Raw genomic sequence first — 22,483 nt, forward strand, 5'->3', positions numbered from 1 at the left:
CTTAATATCAAACTTATATCGTCATCGCTAAATTTCAATAGTGGAATTTTCGTCGCTTTGTAGATGGTTATTGAAGTACATCGCTGTGGGCAACGGAACTGCGCAAAGGTACTTGGAAAGATGAAAAAAACATTTGGATTAAAACAGCTGTTATTAATTTCAGTCATGCTGCTTGTGGGAGCTTCAGTCTCTATCACCAGCTACATTGCCTATATTAAACAGTCTTCAATGATCACAACTATGATCACCGATTCTGGTGAGCAATATACTGCTGGTAAAGCGCAACTCGTGAAGACATTTCTTGACGAAAAAATCAATGGCGTTGCAGGTATTGGTCGTTTATACAAAGATACGCCTTTCCCCGGAGACAGTGCAGACGAGTACATCGCATTAACCGAACTTTTTGCCACAGCGTTGGCAACAGGTAGCTCATTTATCGGCTTTGAGTCCAATGGTGACGCTTACTGGAACCAAATAGCTGAAGCTTGGCCAAACCACAAGTTTAATGGGGATGTGCGTACAAGGAGTTACTATCAGGATGGTCGCAAAGCGATGTCCCCTGCCATTACCGATCCCTACCCTGATGAATCAAATCCTAATATCTATTGGATCAGCATCGTACAAAAAGCGAAAGACGGCATGATTGGTGTCGACATGCAACTCGGTTTCCTAAATGAATTGGTCGATAACTCTACAGCATTGAAAGGCTCGAATGCCATGATACTTAATCATGACGGCACGGTGATCGCCGCTTCTAAAAGCGCCGCGATGAAGGCTGGTGACATTGCCACAAAAGTAGAAGCTTACAAAGATGTCGCACAACAAATTAGTAAAGCTGAGCATGCCATATTGACCTATCTGAACAATGGGCAAGAAAAAATCCTGTTTTCGCGAAAAATAAATATCGCTGACAAAAGTTGGTTCTTTGTTATCGAACAGAACAAAGATGTGGCATATGAAGAGCTGGCAGCATCAAAGCAGTCGGCAATTATCATTGCGGTTTCTGCGACCATACTTAGTGTGATCATCGCTTTTATTGTTATTCAGACACTGTATCGCCCGATTCTGAGTTTAAAGAAAACTATTTTAAATCTATCCAGTGGCGAGGGAGACTTAACGCAACGTCTCGAAGTTCATTCCAATGACGATCTGGGGCAAATAGCTGAAGGCGTAAACCACTTCATTAGTAATGTACAAAACATCATGTTGGAGATTCAGAGCTCATCTCAAGCGTTACAAGGAAATGTGGAGCAGATGAAAGCGCTCTCAGAGCATAACTCTGCCATGCTTCATAGCCATGTAGTTGAAACTGAACAGATTGTGACAGCACTTGAAGAGATGAACTCAACCGCCAGTTCTACTGCATCTGACGCTTCAAACACATCGAATCTGACACAACAGGCACATGACAGCAGTATTGAAGCTCGCAACATTGTTGGGCGCTCTCAGGCTACTGTATCTGCACTAATCGAAGGGGTCGAAGCTTCATCGCTCCATGTACAAAACATGAGTGATGAAACCCATAACATTCACTCCGTACTTAATGTGATTAGTGACATTGCAGAACAAACTAACTTACTTGCCCTAAATGCTGCGATTGAAGCAGCGCGAGCTGGCGAGCAAGGAAGAGGGTTTGCGGTCGTTGCTGATGAAGTTCGCAAACTGGCAAGTCGAACCAAAGACAGCACAGCAGAAATAGAGAATGCCATTTCGAAACTGCTCAAAGGCAATGAAGTGGTCGTGAATTCAATGTCCGACACCAAACAGCGCTGCCATGATACCGCTGAAACTTCACAAAACGTATCTTCAAGCCTCGATGTCATGAGTAATTACATTAACGAAATTAATGATTTGAGTATGCAAATTGCCACTGCTGCGGAAGAGCAAAGCAGTGTGACACACGGTGTGAGCAAAAGCATGAGTGAACTAAATGAAATTGTTAGTGAACTTGATATGACAGGCAAAAAGACGCTGCAAGGAATGAGTGATATAAACAATATTAATAAACGTCTGGTTGAAGTTATTAGTCGCTTCAAACTTTAGTCACTAGACTACATTCAATTACAAAGCCACCAACACAGGTGGCTTTTTTGAACATTTCCTTCGAAAACTCGTGGTTTTTATTGGATACAGAAAGGTGCATAGTGTAGACATGAATTTTCTGTAGATTAAGCTCGTTATGTCTCTGCCTAAGCTTTCAATATTAGATTTAGCACCTGTGTCTGAAGGTGCAGATTTTCACACTACGTTTAAAAATACGGTTTCACTTGCACAACACGCCGAAAAATTAGGATATGAACGATTCTGGATGGCTGAACATCACAACATGCCAGACATTGCCAGTGCCGCTACATCTGTCTTACTTAGCCATGTAGGTGCGCATACCACCTCTATTCGTTTAGGCTCTGGCGGAATTATGCTACCCAATCATGCGCCTTTGGTGATTGCTGAACAATTTGGCACTTTGGAAGCTCTCTACCCTAATCGTATTGACTTAGGGTTAGGTCGAGCTCCCGGCACAGATCATTCAACTATGCATGCGCTTCGACGTGAGCCTGAAAGAATGGACCCTGATTTCGATGAATTGTTGGAAGAACTGCAATTCTTCATGGGACCGATTTCCACTCACCAGCCTGTAAAAGCGTATCCGGGAAATAACTCAAAAGTTCCTATTTGGTTACTCGGTTCAAGTACATACAGTGCCCGTTTAGCTGGTATAAAAGGGTTACCTTTCGCTTTTGCAGCACATTTTGCTCCTGATGCTATGTTACGAGCGCTAGAGATCTATCGTGACAACTTCAGACCTTCAGACCAGCTCGATAAGCCCTATGTGATGATAGGTGTAAACATTATTGTCGCTGACACAGATAGAGAAGCGGAATACTTAGGTACGACAGAAAAGCAGAAGTTTCTTTCCATGATAAGAGGCGCAAGAAGCAAGCTGTCGCCTCCGGTTATGAGTATGGAGCCTATCTGGTTACCTCATGAGAAACATCACATTCAAATGCAATTGCGTGAATCAATTCACGGTAGCCCAGAAACTGTGAAGACACGGATTCTCGATTTAGTAGAGCGTACTCAAGCAGATGAGATCATGGTCAACGCGATGATATTCGATCATGAAAACAAACTTCATTCATACGAACTATTGGCTGGAATTCGTTAATACGTTAATCCACAAGACAAGCGTTAGATCTAATGATAAAGGGAGGCTAAGCCTCCCTTTGTACAATCTTTTATTAATCAACCTATTATTGATTACCACTGTTTGGCCAAACGTCCGAAAATGTTTGGATGATAGCGCCAGCAATGGTCAAACATGCTCATTAATTCAGGATTGCCATAGCGTGACAAACTGATCGCATGAAAACGGTTCTTGGACACTTTTAGTCGGTTTACTTGAGACAGAATTGCTTCATTTTGCTTTGGTGCGATGAAATCGGAAATTACCACCAAGTCGGCATTTTTATAAGTGCCGTTTGACATCAGTTCTACAGATTTTTTTAGAACGGGTTCTAAATCCGTGCCGCCATGAAACGAATAACTTAAGAAATCACTCACCTCTCTTAAACCATCCTGTTTGGTGAGTTCGTAAGTAATGTGTTCCGTCGAAAACAGCATCACATAGCAATCTCTATCTTCGGCTAGTGCAATTTGCATTAGCGCGTAGGCCATTGCTTTTGCACACTGCTCTGGGAAACCGTGCATCGAACCCGATGCATCCACACAAACAATAAACGGCCCTTTTTCGATATCAGCTTGTTTGTTGTTTGGCTTGTGTGCTCTAACTTTACGCAGCGTACGAGACTTACCTTGCATTCGGTAATTCATTAAACGCTTATCCACTAAGTGTTTGTAGAAAACTACTTCAAGTTCTGGATACGCAAGGAATAAGGTTTCGTTTGGTAGCATTTTATTCAGATCATCACTTTCATGAATGCCAACAATGTCATCGGTCGCTTCATCTGACTTCTCTTCTACCATTTGTGGCTCTTCGGTTGGCGCTCGGTTTAAATCCGGATCGTCGACATCACTAGCCATACGACCTAAACGCTCAGCGATTTCCTGCAAAGCTTGGTGCTTTTTCAAAAACTCAGCATGGCGCTTCATTACGGTTAAATCACTACGACTTAACTTAGCCGATGCCATATCCCATAATCTGCCAACGCTGCTTTCATCACCGGATTCGGTAATCTTGTCCATATTGCGCATGGTTTCCATACGCTGATAAAGATCCGTCAGCAGCTTTTCTTTATTGACTTCAAGCTCCATCACCTGAGCTTGTTTAATAGCGTCACTTAACGACTTGTACCATTGATCACAAAAGAAATGAGGGAACATTGGGTTATGAATCCCCTTGTTCTTCTCCATTAAGCGACGGGCTTGCAGATAAAACGCGGAATGCCATTCAAGCTTTTTAATCACATCATCAATGCGATCGAAGAACGTCTCTTCATCCCAATGAATGACTTCCTGATAGTAACCAAGTTCTTGCTGGAAGCGTTCTGTTTCACAAACGCGGGTAATGCGTTTTTTCACACTACCACGCCATTTCAATAGGTGGTTTTTAACCGTAGTACGAACACCACGGTCTTCCGCCATCATCATAACTTGAGAGCGCGCAAGGAGATCATTAACAGCGGTATCTATAATGCCGCTATCAGCAATCATGAGAGCAAGGTTTAGCCCGTCAGCACCAAGCATGATCTCTCCTATTCAAAGAATTGAGCGAGATTCTTATAGCGCTGCGCGCTCTTCTCGCATTCGGTTTGTGTCGCTTCCAACTGTTGTTGCAACGAGTGCAGTGTTGCTTCCATTGCTGTAGGTAACGTTGGATCAATAAAGTTATGTGGCAAAGCGCCATGGAATGTTGAGCGAACTTTACGCAAATGATGTTCTGCGTGTTTCAGCTGCGCCATCGCTTGGTCAGTCTTGGCTAACCATTCTTGATAAAGCCCTTCATCCAAACCTTCTTTTGTAACCAAAGAGACCATTACAGAGCGGTTCGCGATATCTTTTATAACCAAGTTGTTAGTCGCATCCACGTCGAATTTAAGACGACACATATTGGTGTTTTGGTTAACGTAGCCGTAAACATCACCTTGGCCTTCTTTAATCACTTTTTCCAAATCGTTTTTCGGTACATAAACCCAACGGCTATCCCCTTTCTCTGATTCAGAAACCGACATATTGCTTTGCAGTAGCACTAACTTAACCAATTCAGTAGCCGCGCCAACCTTATAGCTTTTCGCACCTTTGATGTCGTACTGATTAATGAGTTTTTTCTTCTTCATTAGCCCACTGGCTGCAGTTTCTAACGACAACATCATGCCAAATTCCGATTCGAGCTCATCTTGAACTGAAGCAAGCTCTTCTCGGCACAAAGATATTTGATGCTCAACTTCCATTTGGTCAAAGGCATACCGTAGCGCGAATTCTTTCACTACATTATGAACCACTTCTCGAGATTCAGGGCTATTCCACAGGCAATCTTGAAGAAGCAGAATATCGAGTGGATTAATGGCATCTCGGCCATTAAAGAAAGCACTGGCCTTCAATAACTTTACGGCTTTCTTCCAGCGACGGTCTGACACATACATATCGTGAACGGACAAGGAACTATCTTCGACCGCAGATTCCAGCATATTTTTTAGCTGATAGAGCTTTTCAAACACTTCATCGGCCAGAGTCAGGCTGTCTAACTGTTGCTGCCACAAGTGATACTCTTGATCTGTAATCGCCAATCCTTCTGGAATTCTTGCTTCCTGAGGCGTACCCACAGTTAACATGGATTTGAAGTTTTGCTTATTTTGAATACGGTTTACGAATACACGCACCAACATGCGATCGTACAGTGCTTCAAGCCCGCTATCTTCGTCCGGCAACTCATTCGAAGCTGAAATCAGCAGACGCATCGGCACACGCTCAATGTCGCTACCATTCTTAAACGTTTTTTCATTCACCACAGTAAGCAGTGTGTTCAAAATCGCAGGGCCAGCTTTCCAAATCTCGTCAAGAAACACTACCTGAGCGGTAGGAAGATAGCCCTTGGTTAAACGAACATAACGACCATTGTCTTTGAGTTCTTGAATACTAAGAGGACCAAATACTTCTTCTGGTGTAGAGAAACGTGTCATCAGATATTCGAAATAACTGCTGTTATCAAAAGCTTGGATCAGTCTTTTTGCGATAAGGCTTTTTGCAATACCAGGGGGACCTAAAAGGAATACACTTTCACCTGCAAGAGCTGCAAGCAAACAAAGTTTGATTGTACTTTCTCTCTCATAAACGCCGTCAGAGAGTGCTTTGGAGAGCTTATTTATACGTTCTGACAATAACGCTTTTTGTCCATGAGAGGCTTGATTTGGACTGATCATGCTAGCGCTCCTGAGCAATACCTAAATTCGTTCTTATATAAAAGTTTATACATTTGTTATCATTTGGTTACAACTATAATCCGAATTTGGACGAACTGTTATATCAGATCTGCCTTATGTGCAAAATGATGTAATCATAGTTTGCACATATGCGACGTGAGACTCAAAATAAACGTATGAAAATTCAGCGCTAAATGTATTTCTGATTGAGATTTTGCAAACAAATACGCTAAGGTAAGCGTTCAACGCCAAAACGGCTCTCCTCCATTAAAAGAAAGATTTGTATGAGCAAAACCATACACACATGGAAGCGCATTTCTCTAGTAGAGGAAAACGTCGTACTTCCTACAGGAAATTCAGTCACACACACAACGATTGTGCATCCTGGTGCTGCCGTTATCCTTCCTGTGACTAACGACAATCGCATTGTCATGATCAATCAATTCCGCCCTTCGCTAAAAAAATGGTTACTTGAGCTTCCAGCTGGAACCATTGAGAACCAAGAATCACCACTTGTCTGTGCTCAAAGAGAACTCGAAGAAGAAACCGGCTACAGCAGCGATTCATTTATTAGTTTAGGTCAGTTCACTCCACTAGCAGGCTTCTGTGACGAAATTCAGCATCTTTTTATCGCAAAACAACTATCGAAAACGTCGAGATACAGTTGTGACGATGATGAAGTGATCGACGTCATTACACTGTCGGTAGAAGAGATAGAACAGAAAATCATTAGTGGTGAAATAACAGACTCAAAAACAATCGCTTGTCTCAGTAAAGCGAAGTTATGCGGCTATCTATAAAATTAAAATGCTAAAAAGGAATTAACATGGATTTTCGTTCAGATACAGTGACTAAACCTACCCAAGCGATGCGCGATGCGATGGCTCGTGCCGATGTGGGAGATGATGTTTATGGTGATGACCCAACTGTTAATGATCTTGAAACTTGGGCGGCGGAACGACATGGATTTGAAGCTGCACTATTTACTACATCTGGTACTCAAGCAAATCTGCTGGCTTTGATGTCGCATTGTGAGCGCGGTGATGAGTACCTTTGTGGACAACAAGCTCATAACTATATGTTTGAAGCTGGTGGTGCTGCGGTTCTGGGATCTATTCAACCTCAACCTATTGAGAACAGTCCTGATGGAACCATTGATTTTGCAAAACTCAAAGCCGCTATTAAGCCCGACGATTTTCACTTCGCTCGCACACGCCTTTTAAGTTTGGAAAACACCATTAACGGGAAAGTCCTTCCACTGGACTATCTCAAACAGGCAAGAGAGTTTGTCAACCAACATAACCTCAAGTTACATCTGGATGGTGCTCGTGTTTATAACGCTGCAGTTGCACTAGACACAGATGTAAAGAACATAGCGCAGTATTTTGATTCCATGACGATATGTTTGTCGAAAGGTCTTTGTGCACCAGTAGGTTCTCTACTTCTCGGTACGAAAGAATACATCGCTAAAGCAAGACGTATTCGAAAAATGCTGGGCGGTGGTATGCGTCAAGCCGGTATTTTGGCTGCTGCCGGTAAACTTGCTCTGACTGAGCAAGTAGCTCAACTTAAAATTGACCACGACAACGCTAAACATCTTGCGTACGGCCTTTCAGCACTGTCGGGTTTCTCCTTAAATCCAGAATGGGTACAAACCAATATTGTGTTTGCAAAACTTGATGAAACCGTTGATATCCACGCAATCGCAAAGCAGCTAAAACAGGACAACATTGTTATTTCTCCGGGAAATCCGATTCGTTTTGTTACACATAAAGACATCACACGAGCAGATATTGACCTTCTACTACAAAAACTGAGTTCTCTACTTTAGTTTTTCCTTATCAATAATCCATTTCTGCTACGTATATCGTGCATTTGGATTATTGATAACTCTCTTTTTCCGTGAAAAAATTTATTAATTCTGGTAAAACATCGCCCATAGATAGCGATGAATTCTTGATATGACTGACAAAAAACAAGGGCGTCGAAGTGCTGATGATGCCCATAAAACTCGACTACATATTCTCCGTGAAGCCACAAACTTATTTTGTGAGTTTGGCTATGCTCGCGTGTCGCTACGCAATATCAGTGATAAAGCTGGAATTTCACACAGTTTGATTCGTCATCACTTTGGCAGCAAAGAAAAAATCTGGCACTACATTAGTGATGGTATGCATCACTATATGGAATTTTACCTTCGCAAGATTTTGTCTGAGATCCCCGAAAATACAGCAGTGAAAGTAAAGCTCTATCGGTTTGTAATGTATGTGTTAGCACATAGCCTTATTGTCAAACAACCTATCCAGTTTATTGCCGACGCGGTACGACAAGAAGATGGACTCTTCGATTACTTTATTGACACAGCTGGCGAACTTGAATCTCTTATTGAAGGGTTAGCCGCTCAGTACAATCAAGAATATCCCGAAACCCCAATCAAAGTTTGGGAAATAAAATGGCAAATGATCATGTTCAGCCATGGCGCAGCAAGCTTAACGCCGTTTATGAAAGAAACTTGGGCGGATGAGACAAAGGACCTAGACGTGTGTCTACTTAAGCAATGGTCTTTGTTTAACGACATTATGGTTCACAAATTCCGCATCGAAGATCAAGATATCTTGCGCCCGTCGAGTGTAAAAGAACTCGTTTATGAAGTTCGTTATGACTGGGAAGAAGAATGCGAAAAACGCATTAATTGTAATCTCTAAAATTAAAGGGCTGCTGTATGCAGCCCTTTAACTTATTTAACCCTTCGATAAGCGTAACGAAGCTATTTTTTCTTACCGCGGTTTGCATGAATTTTCAGTTTCGCTTTCATTTTGCGTTTCTCTGAAGAGCGGCTATTTCGAGTCGCTGGGCGACTGTCATCAAATACAGGTTCAATTGTTGGCTCAAAACCCTGCAACCATTCTTGAGGTAGACGCTGATCAAGTAGTCGCTCAATGGCATGCAGTAAAGGTTCTTCATCTTGGCTCATCAATGAAACAGCTAAACCTTCTTTACCTGCTCTACCTGTACGCCCGATTCGATGCACATAGTCTTCAGCTTTAAATGGCATATCGTAGTTTACAACTTGTTCAAGCTGTTCAATATCCAATCCTCGTGCAGCAACGTCTGTGGCAATAAGTGCTCGCACTTTTCCATTTTTAAAATCGTCCAGTGCTTTTTGTCTCGCACCTTGGCTTTTGTCACCGTTTATCGAAACTGCTTTAATACCATCTAGCTTTAGCTCTGCTGCTAGCGCATCGCTACCCTGCCTCGTTTTAGTAAATACCAATACTTGCTGCCAGTTTCTAGACCCAATTAAATAGGCCAACAACTCTCTTTTGCGCTTTTTATTGACGGGATAAACCATCTGTTTAACTGTCGCCGCTGTCGAGTTACTTGGAGATACTTGAACCTCAACAGGATCTAGCATTATTTTGTAAGCAAGCTCTTTAATCTTTTTGTCAAAGGTTGCCGAGAAAAACAGAGTTTGGCGAGCTCGGTTAAGCTTTCTAAGCACTCTTTGAATATCAGGCATGAACCCCATGTCTAACATACGATCCGCTTCATCAAGAATCAGTACTTCTACCGTACCCAAATAGAGTGTTTTGACATGGGCGTGATCCAACAGTCGCCCCGGTGTCGCAATTAAAATGTCGGCACCGCCTCGTAGATTGTCGACCTGCACTTTCATGCTAGTGCCACCATAAGCCGTTACGATTTTGATGTTTTGACCTTTAGCGTATGCAGTCAAATTATCAAAAACCTGTTGTGCAAGCTCACGGGTTGGCACCAAAACCAATGAACGAATGTCTTTACCTTTTCTCTCTACATCGCTTGGATTGTTAATAAAACGCTGGATAAGAGGTAACCCAAACGCAGCCGTTTTACCCGTACCAGTTTGAGCCCCCGCCAACACATCACGTCCTTCCAATACTTGTGGAATGGCTTGCGATTGAATTGCAGTCGGTACTTCAATACCAATAGCAGATAACGTTGTAATTAGAGCAGGTTGAATACCTAATTGTTCAAAATTAGAGATTTGTTCAGACATTGGAATCCAGTTAATTCAGCGAATAAAGTTCAAAACCTAATGACCAAGTGTAGTGACACATCTTGAAAAACACTGGCTTTTAGTTTGGGCGGCAGATTGTATCAAAAGCGAATGGTTTTTGCTTTCGCTAAAACTTGCGGATAAAAAGCGAAAAACAGTCTTTCAAGTTCCTGATAGGAGTCGGCAAGATTCTCATGGCAATTAGCAAGTGGTTTCATTCTATCCCTTCTCAAAGACATTCTCTGCAAAGCAAAAGCGATATTGTCAAAATCAGAGTATGACTCTAGCCATCTACCCTGCCACATTTTGGCACTCACAATCACGTATCGTTCAGGTAGTGAACTGGAGTGATCATCTCTAATTTTTTTCTCTGCACTACGTACAAACTCTCTTAGGGACAGAGCATGAAAATGATGCCAATTCTTAGCTAAGCAATGATCCCAAAACATATCTAGCGCTATTGGTGAAAAGCGACGAGTCGACGTTGGAAATAAACTTTTCGCTTGGAGCATGAGTTCATGGCTATCCGTGTAGGCATCTACCCAGCGATGAAGCCTAATACCCTGCACTATATTTTCCGAGAACTGTTCCGTTGGGTCACCCTTAACGAAATCACCCAGTAAATTACCAAGTAAGTTGCTGTCAGATTCTTCGGCTATATGTAAATGCGCGAGATAATTCATTTTAAAACACTTAAACTCTCATTCCTTCGTATGCTTGATTATATGTTCATTCACATTCGGTTGTTCAATCTAATCACCAAGTTTATTAGCTCAAACATTAACTTGCGCCAATGTGTATATTTATATTTACACTACCGGAATTTAATGTGTACAAAACAATTGACGTTTACAGTTAAGTTCTACAGAATGTCGCAAAATCAGCGAATAAAACCATATTCTCTGTTTAATATTCGAACAATACTTCAAATAACATAACTATAGTAAAGATAAGTTTACAAAATGATGAAATCAAAGCTTTTGGGCAGTACTTTGATTATTGCGGGCACCACCATTGGTGCAGGTATGCTTGCTCTGCCACTCGCATCCGCAGGAATTGGATTTTCAACATCGTTAATTATTATGCTTGCTCTGTGGGCATTGATGTCTTTTACCGCGCTACTAATGGTAGAAATCCATCAATATGCGGACAAAGATGCAACCCTTCACACGCTTGCAAAGCAAATTCTAGGTGACAAAGGTAAATGGGTAGCGACGTTCGCTATGCTATTTTTGTTTTACGCGTTGTGTGCTGCATACATTGCTGGTGGCGGTGCTCAATTTAGTAACCGCATCGCAAGTTTTACTGGCGCGGAAATCAATGGTCAAATCGGTACGCTGATTTTTACGATAATCGTTGCTGCGGTTGTGACTATTGGTACTGCTACTGTAGACAAAGTAAACCGCCTTCTATTTGCAGGTAAAATTGTTGCTATGGTTGTTGTACTGACATTCTTAGCACCAAACGTAACTCAATCTTACTTACTGAGCATGCCAGTTGGACAAGGGTTGATTGTTGCTTCAATTCCAGTGATTTTCACATCATTTGGTTTCCACGGAAGCATCCCAGCCATTGTTAACTATTTAGATGGTCATACACCTTCTTTACGCAAAGCAATTGTCATTGGTTCTGCGATCCCGTTGGTTGTATACATTTTCTGGCAAATTGTGACTCTAGGTGTAGTGAGCCAACCTGAACTTATCGACAATGCAGGCCTTAGTGCTTTAATCACTACTCTATCTCAAACGGTTCATCAATCGAATCTTGGTAATATCATCGGTATTTTTGCGGATCTCGCATTACTAACATCATTCTTAGGCGTGAGTTTAGGTTTGTTTGAATTTATGGGCGATACGATTCGTAAAAAGAACGGCGGGATGAACCGAATTGCAGCGTCGCTTGTTACATTTACGCCACCATTAATTTTTGCTTTGTACTACCCTCAAGGTTTCATCATGGCATTAGGTTACGCTGCTATTGCACTGGCAATCCTAGCTATTTTCCTTCCTTTAGTAATGGTTGTACGCGTTCGACAAACAGCAACAGACGAACACTATCAAGTAGGTGGTGGTAATATCGCTCTTGTCGCTACAGGCGCTGTAGGTATTGTCATTATCGGTTCGCAACTGCTGATTACAGCTGGCATCCTCCCATCTCTGGGATAACAGAAACCACTTAAAACAATCACCTACTCGAAATAAGCTGGTCTAGGGTTAGAAAATTACAAGGGCAAATACTACGGTATTTGCCTTTTTTCTATAGAAAGAAAACAAATGATCGAAATCTCATTTTTAAAATTTATTTTTCATTTTTTGCAAATATAAATACGACGAGCAGCACATAAATAGTAGGATATTGCTTATATTAGAATCACTATAAAATGCTTTTCGGAGTAAAAATGAAAGAAGTTCAGTTTCGTACAATAGACAGAGTGTTCATCAAGATGTCTATCAACGATAAAATGTGGGTTGTCTTCACACTGTTTTTGCTAGCGATCGCAAGTATCTCTGGCGCTCGTTATTTTGATACTTTGAATAATATCGAAATGCAGTCGAAGCTTGCTGTCGAATACAAACTTCAAGGCATCGTTTCACAGTCAAGTATCAATGAAATTGCTGGATTAGACACTCGTTCAACGTTGAGCTCTACTCAATACAACAACGGTGTAGTTACGGCAACCGCGAAAGCTGCTGATGGAAAGATCTACTCACTAACCAGCAATTTTTCTAAACAAGAGCAAAGCGCTCGCTCGGAAGCATTCAACACATTCTTACTTTCATTCTTATGGGTGATTCCGTTTGCAGTTTTCATTTATTGGGTTGCAACATTCATCGGAGGTGCACTTTGGGTTCTTTACACTACCACTCAAAAAATCGCTGAAGGTGACTTAACCTCTCGATTAGGATTCCATGCTGGCCGTGATGAATTCGGCACTATCGGTTGTGCACTGGATAATGCGATGGATACTCTGACAGATCTAGTGGTTGCCGTTAAACAAAACTCAACGACTTTGAGTGAAACGTCTGCGTCTTTCGCTGAAGAGATGAAAGAAAGCGAAACGCAAATTCAGAGACAATACTCTTCTCTTGATTCAGTTGCGACAGCGATGGAAGAGATGACAGCGTCTGCTCATGAAGTTTCAAACATCGCTTTAAGAGCCACTGAACAAGCTGACAACGACTCTAAGCAAGTAAGAAACAGCCATAACCGAGTTCAACAAGCTATCAATGAAATTGAACAATTGACCAGTTATATTGCTCAAACTTCATCTTCGGTTACAACACTGAATGAAAACGCCATCAAGATTAATGACGTCATCACTACCATTAATGCGATTTCAGAACAGACAAACTTACTTGCTCTAAATGCGGCAATTGAAGCAGCACGCGCTGGTGAACAAGGTCGAGGTTTTGCTGTTGTAGCTGACGAGGTTCGTACTCTAGCTAGCCGCACCCAAGCAGCTACCGTAGAAATTCAAACCATGATTGGCAAACTACAAAGTGAAACTCAAAATATTGCGAAGATCACGGATCAAACAGTCAATCAAGCTCAAACCAGTAGCCAACTTGTTACTGAAATCGGTGGCGATGTAAATCAAATCGCAGAGTCTGCACGTTTAATTAACGATCTTAGTGTGCAAATCGCGACTTCAGCGGAAGAACAAAGCTGTGTTGCAAACGATATAGCTTCAGAACTCAGTGATATCCGTAATCAATCAAATACAATTCGTGGCGTCGCGGAGCAATCTTCAATTGGTATTCGTAACATTGCTCAAGCAACACGCAACTTGGTGGAGACACTCAGTCGTTACCGTACTAACTAATGAAACGTATTTAAGAAAAAAGCGGCTAACCAAGCCGCTTTTTTAATATATTCAATCAGTTAAACAGTAGGATAGCCTTGAGGATTTTTCGATTGCCAACGCCAAGTATCTTGCGTCATTTCATCTAATGTTCGCGATGCTTTCCAACCCAGATCTTTTTCAGCTTTTGCCGGATCAGCCCAACACTCAGCGATGTCACCAGGTCGTCTTTCCACCAGCTTGTAAGGTACTTGCTTGTTAGAAGCCTGTTCAAATGCTTTAACCATTTCCAACACACTATAACCAATACCTGTGCCTAAGTTATAAACGTGTAGACCCGCTTTTAGCCCCACTTTTTGTAAAGCAGCGATATGCCCATCAGCAAGATCCATAACGTGAATGTAATCACGAACACCCGTGCCATCTTTCGTCGGATAATCACTACCAAACACAGAAAGAAACTCTCTACGCCCTACCGCAACTTGAGATACAAACGGCATTAAGTTATTTGGAATCCCTTGAGGATCTTCACCTAGTTCACCAGATGGATGAGAGCCCACGGGATTAAAATAGCGAAGAAGCGTAATACTCCAGTCTGGATTGGCCTTCTGGAAATCAGTCAGACACTCTTCAACCATCAATTTACTGCGACCATATGGGTTAGTTGCGCTGGTCGGAAAATCTTCAGTAATAGGAACAGAAGCAGGATCACCATATACAGTCGCAGATGAACTAAAAACAATCGACTTCACTCCGGCTTCACGCATTGCTGCTACTAATACCAAAGTTCCGTTAACGTTGTTGTCATAATATTCGAGTGGTTTTTGAACTGACTCACCTACGGCTTTTAAACCAGCGAAATGAATGACAGCATCAATTTTATGTTTTGTTAGCAGCTCAACCATCAGTGCTTTGTCGCGAATATCACCTTGTACAAACTCAGGTCTCACGCCAATCACTTTCTCAATGCGATCAAGTACCGTTGATTTACTGTTGTATAAGTTATCCAAGATTACAGGCTTCATACCCGCCTGAATCATCTGGATGCATGTATGGCTACCGATATACCCCATGCCACCAGTTACTAATACGTTCATTTATCTCTCCATAAAAGCGGTAATCCACTGCTTACCTAACCATTTATTAAATTTGTATGTTTAAAGAGCTATTTAAGACGTCTCTACTGTCTTTTTATCGATGAGAACAAACTGCCCTTTACCTAAGCTTTTTGCTTTATACATAGCGTTGTCGGCGATTTTAATCATCGCATCTAAATTGTCTTCTTTACTATCAATGAAGTATACGCCAATGCTCGCTCCAACATTGACACTATGTTGCTTATATTGAATATCTTGTTCAATCAGCTTAATCAGCCTGTGAGACATTAGCTCTACACTCTGTCGCTCGCTCGGGTTAATGACGATGACGAATTCATCGCCAGACAACCTTGCAACGAGATCCTGACTGCGGACCTGTGAAAGTAAACGTTGTGATACTTGCTTTAGTACTTCATCTCCAGCGGCATGACCAAATGTGTCATTGATTTGCTTAAAGCCATCCAAATCAAGATACAACAAAGCAAACGGCCGAAACGAGGTTTGATTTTCTGCAATGATGTCATTAAGCAAACGATACAGCTTTGAGCGATTAGCAAGCCCTGTCAGTGAATCATGATGGGCGAGGTATTCCAAACGCTCCATCTCTTTCACGTTTGAAAGATCAGATATGATAATCACCATGTCCTGACCTTTTGATAAATCTGACTTCGCTATTCGATTAACTTTGGCAAACAAAGGAATTAAATGCCCATCTTGATGCTTTTCCCAAACTTCACCTTGCCACTGACCAAATTCCGCCAATGATTGTTCAATAGTCGGCAACAATGAGCTGAACTGATTCCATGCTAAAACTTCGTCAATGGGTTTATTCGCCACAACTTCATTCGTATATCCTAGTAACTGCGTCACTTTTGGATTGATTACGGTAATTAACCCTTGGTGATTAAGCAAAATGATACCATCTTGGCTGTTTTCGAATACGCCTGCTGCTAATCGTTGACGACGTAACGCATTCTCTATTTCAGTCACATCTTCAATCGCAAATAAGGTTTCGTCTGGTCGTGATAAAGAACGACTGCTCACCCGTAAAATTTGCTGAGTTTTGTCTTCTCTAGTCAGAACCACTAACTCTTCGTCTAATTGCCTGTGATCATTTAACGCGCTTTCGATTATAGAAGCGTTATCTGTTTGTAAAACATGACGTAGATTTTGCCCAATCAAGCTAGACGCAGTATGGTTGAACACTCTATTAGCTTCACCATTAGACATAATGATGTCACCTTTCCCATTGACCACTACTAACGAATGTTGAACAGTATCAACCACTTCATTAGCAAATGACTTTTCTTGCTCTAACCTAGCTAAAGTGAAACGATCTTGCTCTTCATGTGCTTCGATAGTGTCTAACATGGTATTAAATGCATTGACCAAATCGCCAATTTCATCATTCGAAGCACAATTTAAATCTATATTCCGTTCATGATTTTCGATGAAGGCTTTCATCGCACTATTCAGGGAATACACGGGCTTTACAATCAGCCTTTGCACTAATTGATAAAGAGCAACACCACAGAAGGTTAACACCGTAAAAAAGAACAATGCATCGTTTAAAGCAGTCTCATAGATTTCACGAAGAGACTTAGCAGAGACAGTCACGCTCAGTGAGGCGACGACTTGCCCTTCCACTTCTACAGGAACAGTCAGATAAATATAATTATCGGAGATGACATACTCATGAAGTTTAGATTCTTCTCGCTGATGTTCATTAGGTATGGGAGCGTCGCTGCCCTCTTGAACATATAAAGCAAATAGCTGCCGTTCTTGATCATAGAGCTTAACGCGAACGACATCTTCATCCACAGCAAACGCAGACAAAATGTCCTGTGCGATCAACTGGTCATCAAACAGAATAGCGGCTTGTAAGTTAAACGATACGCCTTTTGACAATACATGAACGCGTTCAATAAGACTCTTCTCTTTCTGCTCAATATCTTTTTCATAACTAAACCACTGAGCAATACAGAAGATAGAAGACATCAACACAAATATAGGAAGAATGAGTTTGAACCTTAAAGAGAGAGAATTCATATTTTCCTCCCTTTTTCAATAATAGCGATACGCAGCAAGCTGGCAGATATTGAATAACTTCCAATGTTATCCATATAGATTTTGGGTTTAACTTTCCCTTCTAATGTAGCTAGTTCAATCGCACCGCCTTGAGAGCTTATCGCCTGACTATCACTAATGACAACGGTGTGAGGACTGACATCACCAACATTAATATCACTTTGAGCATCAACGAATAAAATATCGCACTGTTTTTTATAAAATGGAGTAACTGTCAAAGGGAGCTGACGAACTGTTTTATCCTGTGTAATTGTTTCTAATGTACTTGCTATCTTCTCATTTCCGACAATACAGAATTCGATATTGAACATCTCACTTTCACTGTTCCAGTGAATAAAATTGGCAATACGAAAAATATAGACAGCTTTAATATCAGTGGGATCATAGGCTGCATAGCAAACACTTGATAAGAACAGCGTAATCATTATCCAAGTGTGGCGTAAATTAAAACTCATAAGAAGCCTTTAGAACTCCAGTTTCTTCATTAATAGTGCTAATCCAATCGGTTCTATAGCCATCTTTCTCACCAATATTTTGCAGTATAAGTTCAACGCGTGGTGCTTTTGCATGTGCTTGCCATGCTAAACGAGCATCAAAAGCAAAGTAGTTTTCAATCTGGGGATATTGCTCATCGTATTCGATGGAGTGTCCTCGAACGATAAAGTCGAACTTCCACTGAGACGTTATATCCCAAAGAGTTTGTATGCTGGCATTGTGCTGCGCATCAATGTTGTACCAGCTTTTCGAACCCCCATCGGAATACTGACCACCATCCCACTCACCATTGGCATGTAAATAGCTGTAACTGAGATAAAATCGTAAGCTCTCTAATGCAATATAGCCTGCGCTAAGTTCGATGCCGTGAGTCTCCAGTGAATAATCATCAGTAACCGCAACCCCAACAACTTGATCAGGCACTCCAACCAAATCGATATTATCTCTGCCTCTTACATAGCTGTGATGACTTAGGAACAATATCGAATCAAACTCAAATCCGCTTGCAGAATCATAGCGATAACCGATTTCATAAGTACTCACGCTTTCAGGCTTCATGTTTAACTCTGGAACCATAACTTCAGCGTAATAACGGTCATCGCTTCTATCGTAATAGTTGGTGACTAAATAAGTGTTCGACGTTAGGTAGGAAGGCGCTACCGAAGCTCTTCCATACCCAGTCCACAACGTGTGTTTAGGATCGAGTGAAACTAAAGCTCGTAGCTGTGGCGATGCTTCAAACTGTTCAGTAAGTTCAAAATATTCGAGTTTTAGCCCTGCTACCGTTTTGAATAAACGACTCCACGATTTCTCAGATTGGAAATATAAATTCACAATACTGTCTACGTCGCGCTCTTGAACCGCATAGCGTTGATAATAGGGTAAATTATCAAAATCAATCCCGCGATAAGGGTGGAAAAACTCGACTTCAACCAGTCTGTATCCTCCGCCGTAAGTGATGAGATGATCTTCTGTAATCTGATAGTTGTAGTTAACATCCAAATCAAACGTATTGGACAAACCAGCATCATCCGCCATTTCATTTGAATTTCGTTCAAACCATAGCTGATAGTTTGCGGTTAGTTTATCCGAGTGTCGTTTGTCGTAGTCAAGCTGTGAGTAGAAAGAATAGCTATCGACCTGCTGCTCAATTTGATCAATCGAATCTAAGTAGCCACCTGAGTATTGAAACTGATACCAGTCATGGTTATACGAAAGTCGTTCACCGCCCATTCTAAATGCCCAAGCTTCATCCTCAGTTGCAGATTCAGCTACGATCCCTGCTGTTTCCAACGTCCAGTCAGGATAAGACTTTGTATGGTCATTTCGAAGCTGCCTTCTTTTATAAAAAGCTCTCGCACTGACGTCATCGTTCAAGACCAATCCATGTCGAACCGTTGCATCGTAGTCGCCACCCTCAGCCCAGCTGCCTGAAATTAACGTACCCTGCGTATCTTTAGCTGATTTTGTAATGATATTAATTACACCATTGACTGCATTGCCGCCCCAAAGTGCTGCACTCGGCCCACGAAGAACTTCTATACGTTCTATATCTTCCAAAACATAATCAATATCAGCCCAGTAGACTCCGCCGTAAAGCGGGCTATAGACACTTCGACCATCAATCATCACGAGTTGTTTATTGAAAAGTCCATCATGGAAACCACGAGCGGAAACAATCCATTCGCTGTCAGAGAATTTCGATACATGCAGTCCCGGAACTAAAGCGAGAGCGTCAGGAATGGTGCGAGCACCACTTCGAATAATCCTTTCGTTAGTCAACACATATACTGATGATGGAATATCGGCTAGCCGCCGCGCGGATTTGGTGGCCGTCTCCATTTCAACGTTAAGCATAGAGAGTTCTTCTAATGAGAGACTCATAAGATGTTCAAGAACTTTGTCGTCAGCGTATCCTGCTGATGAAATAAAAACTAACGTTGTATAAATACACGTCGCTTTTTTCATTTACGATTTCTTCCATGTGTTCTGGCATTCAGTAGGGGGAAGTTTTCAGCGCCAATGGCCTTCAAACCATGCAATAAACGATGAGCTTTATCGCTGTTTATTTATAATTAATTCTGTATTTTATAGTAGCTTAAATACTAAGGAACGATGATTCACGTGAAAAAACGGACTATCACACTTAACTGCGACATGGGCGAAAGTTTTGGTCATTGGCGAATGGGCAATGATGAAATGGTGATGCCATGGGTCGATATGGCGAATATTGCTTGTGGATTTCATGCGTCAGATCCGCATGTTATGAGCCGTACAATTGATTATGCCATTCAGCACGATGTTCAAATTGGCGCTCATCCCGGATACCCAGACTTGCAAGGCTTTGGTCGTCGTTCGATGTCTTTTTCAGAAGAAGAAATATGCGAGTTATTGATTTATCAAATTGGAGCACTTAAAGCTCTGTGTGAAAGTAAAAATACCGAGGTCAGTTATGTGAAGCCACATGGCGCTTTGTATAACGATATGATGGCAAATGAAGATGTGTTTCGAGCGGTCGCTGATGCTGTTTCCTGTTTCAATATTCCACTAATGATATTGGCTTCCGGTAACAATCAACGTTATTTAGACATTGCAGACAATTATGATGTCCCACTGTTGTTTGAAGCATTCGCAGATAGAACGTACTTGTCGAATGGACAGTTAACGCCTCGGTCTATGCCAAACGCTGTATTGACCAGTGAAGATTTGATTTTGAGCCAAATTAAACAAATTGCGGAATATGGCAAAGTAACAACTTCAGACGGTGTAATCATTCCTATCGAGGCTGACACTATTTGTGTTCATGGTGACAATGACGCGGCAATTGAACTCATTGCCAAAATCCGTGCGCAGTTAGATTATTAATCAGGTGAAACAAAATAGCCTCAGATGCTTACGTGTATCTGGGGCTATCTATTGCTATTTCATACCAACAAACTTAGCCAATGCTTGTGGATAACCACGTTCATCAGCCAATTGCTTTGCTCTAAACTCGATATCGCTTGCCGTGAGCGACATACTGATCGGATGCTGATCTTCTATTGAACTTTGAGTATTAAGATCTGCTAAATGCCATGTTGAAACAATTTTTCTTACAGCTTCTAACGCTGATGAACCTTTGACGACTTCCATACGGGCGTAATGGTTATCCTCAAATGTCACATCTGCCGCTCGCAGCGTAGCGTCATAACCAGGTATTTGCTGGGCTCCGTATAGCGGTTTTCCACCCACTTTCGCACCTTCAAACTGCGGCATAAATTGACTGATATGGTCGATCGCTTTTTGAGTTCGCTCATTTAGAGCGTCGCTCTGCCAACCTTGAAGGATTTTTTGTTCAAGATAATTAGGAAGAACAGGTTGAGACGAATTTTCCGCAGACGTCACCAAGCCATCTTTGAACAATGTAATATCTTCAGTCATACCATGTAACTGGAAAACTCCGTCAGCGTACGGTGTCAATTGCGCCATTCCTCTTGGTGTACCCCGTTCGCCATGAAACACCACTTCTGGCCACTTATGTTGACACTGAGGCCAATAAGTCACATAAGCAGCTTTAAACTCAACCATACGCTTTCGCTGATAGTGTGCCATATCGTCAACTTTACCTGTTTCATATCCACAAGCATTGATCAGAAAATCAGCTTCGATTCGGTGGTTTTGTCCACCTGTATCTACATAACTTAGGTGCCAAGATTTGCCGATATATTCCGCGCTGACTAAAGTTGCGTGAGTCATTACCTGACAATTATTCATAGAACCTAAGGCTAATTCAGCACTGGCGGCGAGGCGGAAGACACTCCACCCATACTCCTGAACAACGACAACCGGATATTTAATGGAATCTAAATCCGCGTATTTAGCAAAAGGAATTAACCACTCTTCGCTTGTTACTGGCTCTTTTGGCTGAGCTAACAGAGAAAGTTGTTCTAGCTGCTCTCTCTGATAGAGAGAATAGTATTGCCTCGGTTCACCCATGATTTGGTTTCGAGGATCTTCATCAACCAACTGTTGATAACAAGCCTGTATCTTTTCCAAACGAGGAATGATGTCATGTGGCTCACCTGCGTCGGTATCAGGAATGGCAATCACTGTTGGACGTTTGTTCAATGTATGTGGATAAAGACGTATCGTTTCAACCGATTGACGCAATAGCTCAATACACTGCTGTTCTGAAATTTCTCTGTATAAATTGCCACCAGCGTGGAGATGGCAAATTGGTGGACCATTAACTAGGCTAGGCCCTTTTTCCAGAAGGAGCACATTAATGCCCAGTTCACCCAAGTGAACGGCTGCTGTTGCTCCTGCCACTCCGCCACCAATGATAGCAACACGAGGCGACGGAAAGTTTTGAGTATTCTGTGACATTTCGCTACCGATAGTCATTCAAACTGAACCCATTCTAAAGCTTATAAAACGTTATTAAAATCACATTTTTTACGCGGCTATAGATCGACTGAATGAAAGTTGCAATACAAAAAAATCAAATAAATCTCTTGACTCACTATCTCGTGATCGGTGCTTTTCTAACCTTGTGCATAACGAACTGTCTGCGGTCTTCGGTTCTACGGGGCTAACAACGAAATACATA

General features: G+C 41.8%; 17 protein-coding genes. 8 read left to right on the plus strand and 9 right to left on the minus strand.

From position 1 onward, the window contains the following. The first annotated feature begins 120 nt into the window (after positions 1–120). Positions 121–2,043, plus strand: coding sequence for a methyl-accepting chemotaxis protein (locus ACOSVQ_RS11155; RefSeq protein WP_491982637.1), 1,923 nt, complete (start codon positions 121–123; stop codon positions 2,041–2,043). Positions 2,044–2,179: 136 nt separating this feature from the next. After that, the gene (locus tag ACOSVQ_RS11160; RefSeq protein WP_491982638.1) at positions 2,180–3,166 is read left to right on the plus strand and encodes an LLM class flavin-dependent oxidoreductase; all 987 of its coding nucleotides are present in this window, start codon (positions 2,180–2,182) and stop codon (positions 3,164–3,166) included. Positions 3,167–3,258: 92 nt separating this feature from the next. Here the strand turns inward: ACOSVQ_RS11160 and viaA are convergent, their stop codons facing one another. Both viaA and ACOSVQ_RS11170 read right to left on the minus strand, forming a co-directional pair. Next, positions 3,259–4,704 (minus strand): ATPase RavA stimulator ViaA, encoded by a 1,446-nt coding sequence (viaA, locus tag ACOSVQ_RS11165; RefSeq protein WP_491982639.1) that lies wholly within the window; start codon positions 4,702–4,704, stop codon positions 3,259–3,261. Between the two features lie 8 nt (positions 4,705–4,712). After that, positions 4,713–6,377: an ATPase RavA domain-containing protein gene (locus ACOSVQ_RS11170; protein WP_491982640.1), complete on the minus strand. Its 1,665-nt coding sequence runs from the start codon at positions 6,375–6,377 to the stop codon at positions 4,713–4,715. Positions 6,378–6,661: 284 nt separating this feature from the next. Between ACOSVQ_RS11170 and ACOSVQ_RS11175 the strand changes: the two genes are divergently transcribed. From ACOSVQ_RS11175 to ACOSVQ_RS11185, 3 genes are all read left to right on the plus strand, one after another. Continuing rightward, positions 6,662–7,177: an NUDIX hydrolase gene (locus tag ACOSVQ_RS11175; RefSeq protein WP_491982641.1), complete on the plus strand. Its 516-nt coding sequence runs from the start codon at positions 6,662–6,664 to the stop codon at positions 7,175–7,177. Between the two features lie 26 nt (positions 7,178–7,203). After that, a complete protein-coding gene (ltaE, locus tag ACOSVQ_RS11180; protein WP_491982642.1) occupies positions 7,204–8,208 on the plus strand; it encodes a low-specificity L-threonine aldolase in 1,005 nt (334 codons plus the stop codon). A 130-nt stretch (positions 8,209–8,338) separates the two neighbouring features. After that, positions 8,339–9,082 (plus strand): TetR/AcrR family transcriptional regulator, encoded by a 744-nt coding sequence (locus tag ACOSVQ_RS11185; protein ID WP_491982643.1) that lies wholly within the window; start codon positions 8,339–8,341, stop codon positions 9,080–9,082. Between the two features lie 62 nt (positions 9,083–9,144). Here the strand turns inward: ACOSVQ_RS11185 and ACOSVQ_RS11190 are convergent, their stop codons facing one another. Together ACOSVQ_RS11190 and ACOSVQ_RS11195 are read right to left on the minus strand one after the other, a co-directional pair. Further along, the gene (locus tag ACOSVQ_RS11190; protein ID WP_491982644.1) at positions 9,145–10,413 is read right to left on the minus strand and encodes a DEAD/DEAH box helicase; all 1,269 of its coding nucleotides are present in this window, start codon (positions 10,411–10,413) and stop codon (positions 9,145–9,147) included. Between the two features lie 101 nt (positions 10,414–10,514). Continuing rightward, positions 10,515–11,096 carry an acyl carrier protein phosphodiesterase gene (locus ACOSVQ_RS11195; protein WP_491982645.1) on the minus strand — a complete coding sequence of 194 codons (582 nt, stop codon included), beginning with the start codon at positions 11,094–11,096 and terminating at the stop codon, positions 10,515–10,517. 279 nt (positions 11,097–11,375) lie between these two features. Here ACOSVQ_RS11195 and ACOSVQ_RS11200 point away from each other — a divergent pair, with 279 nt between their 5' ends. Together ACOSVQ_RS11200 and ACOSVQ_RS11205 are read left to right on the plus strand one after the other, a co-directional pair. Beyond that, positions 11,376–12,578 carry an aromatic amino acid transport family protein gene (locus ACOSVQ_RS11200; protein WP_491982646.1) on the plus strand — a complete coding sequence of 401 codons (1,203 nt, stop codon included), beginning with the start codon at positions 11,376–11,378 and terminating at the stop codon, positions 12,576–12,578. Positions 12,579–12,811: 233 nt separating this feature from the next. Beyond that, positions 12,812–14,236, plus strand: a complete 1,425-nt coding sequence (locus tag ACOSVQ_RS11205; RefSeq protein ID WP_491982647.1) for a methyl-accepting chemotaxis protein — start codon at positions 12,812–12,814, stop codon at positions 14,234–14,236. Between the two features lie 59 nt (positions 14,237–14,295). Here ACOSVQ_RS11205 and galE read toward each other — a convergent pair whose 3' ends face one another. The 4 genes from galE to ACOSVQ_RS11225 form a co-directional block, all read right to left on the minus strand. Further along, the gene (gene galE / locus ACOSVQ_RS11210) at positions 14,296–15,312 is read right to left on the minus strand and encodes a UDP-glucose 4-epimerase GalE (RefSeq protein ID WP_491982648.1); all 1,017 of its coding nucleotides are present in this window, start codon (positions 15,310–15,312) and stop codon (positions 14,296–14,298) included. A 72-nt stretch (positions 15,313–15,384) separates the two neighbouring features. Then, the gene (locus tag ACOSVQ_RS11215; RefSeq protein ID WP_491982649.1) at positions 15,385–17,361 is read right to left on the minus strand and encodes a sensor domain-containing diguanylate cyclase; all 1,977 of its coding nucleotides are present in this window, start codon (positions 17,359–17,361) and stop codon (positions 15,385–15,387) included. Then, on the minus strand, positions 17,358–17,855 hold the full coding sequence (locus ACOSVQ_RS11220; protein ID WP_491982650.1) for a YfiR family protein: 498 nt from the start codon (positions 17,853–17,855) through the stop codon (positions 17,358–17,360). Before ACOSVQ_RS11220 ends, ACOSVQ_RS11215 begins: the two co-directional genes overlap by 4 nt. Beyond that, on the minus strand, positions 17,845–19,863 hold the full coding sequence (locus tag ACOSVQ_RS11225; protein ID WP_491982651.1) for a TonB-dependent receptor plug domain-containing protein: 2,019 nt from the start codon (positions 19,861–19,863) through the stop codon (positions 17,845–17,847). The genes ACOSVQ_RS11220 and ACOSVQ_RS11225 overlap by 11 nt, the downstream gene beginning before the upstream one ends. A 156-nt stretch (positions 19,864–20,019) precedes the next feature. Between ACOSVQ_RS11225 and ACOSVQ_RS11230 the strand changes: the two genes are divergently transcribed. Continuing rightward, positions 20,020–20,760, plus strand: coding sequence for a 5-oxoprolinase subunit PxpA (locus ACOSVQ_RS11230; protein ID WP_491982652.1), 741 nt, complete (start codon positions 20,020–20,022; stop codon positions 20,758–20,760). Between the two features lie 54 nt (positions 20,761–20,814). Here ACOSVQ_RS11230 and ACOSVQ_RS11235 read toward each other — a convergent pair whose 3' ends face one another. After that, positions 20,815–22,278 carry an FAD-dependent oxidoreductase gene (locus ACOSVQ_RS11235; protein WP_491982653.1) on the minus strand — a complete coding sequence of 488 codons (1,464 nt, stop codon included), beginning with the start codon at positions 22,276–22,278 and terminating at the stop codon, positions 20,815–20,817. Positions 22,279–22,483 lie beyond the last annotated feature (205 nt).

This window comes from Vibrio sp. HM8-C, assembly GCF_058630515.1.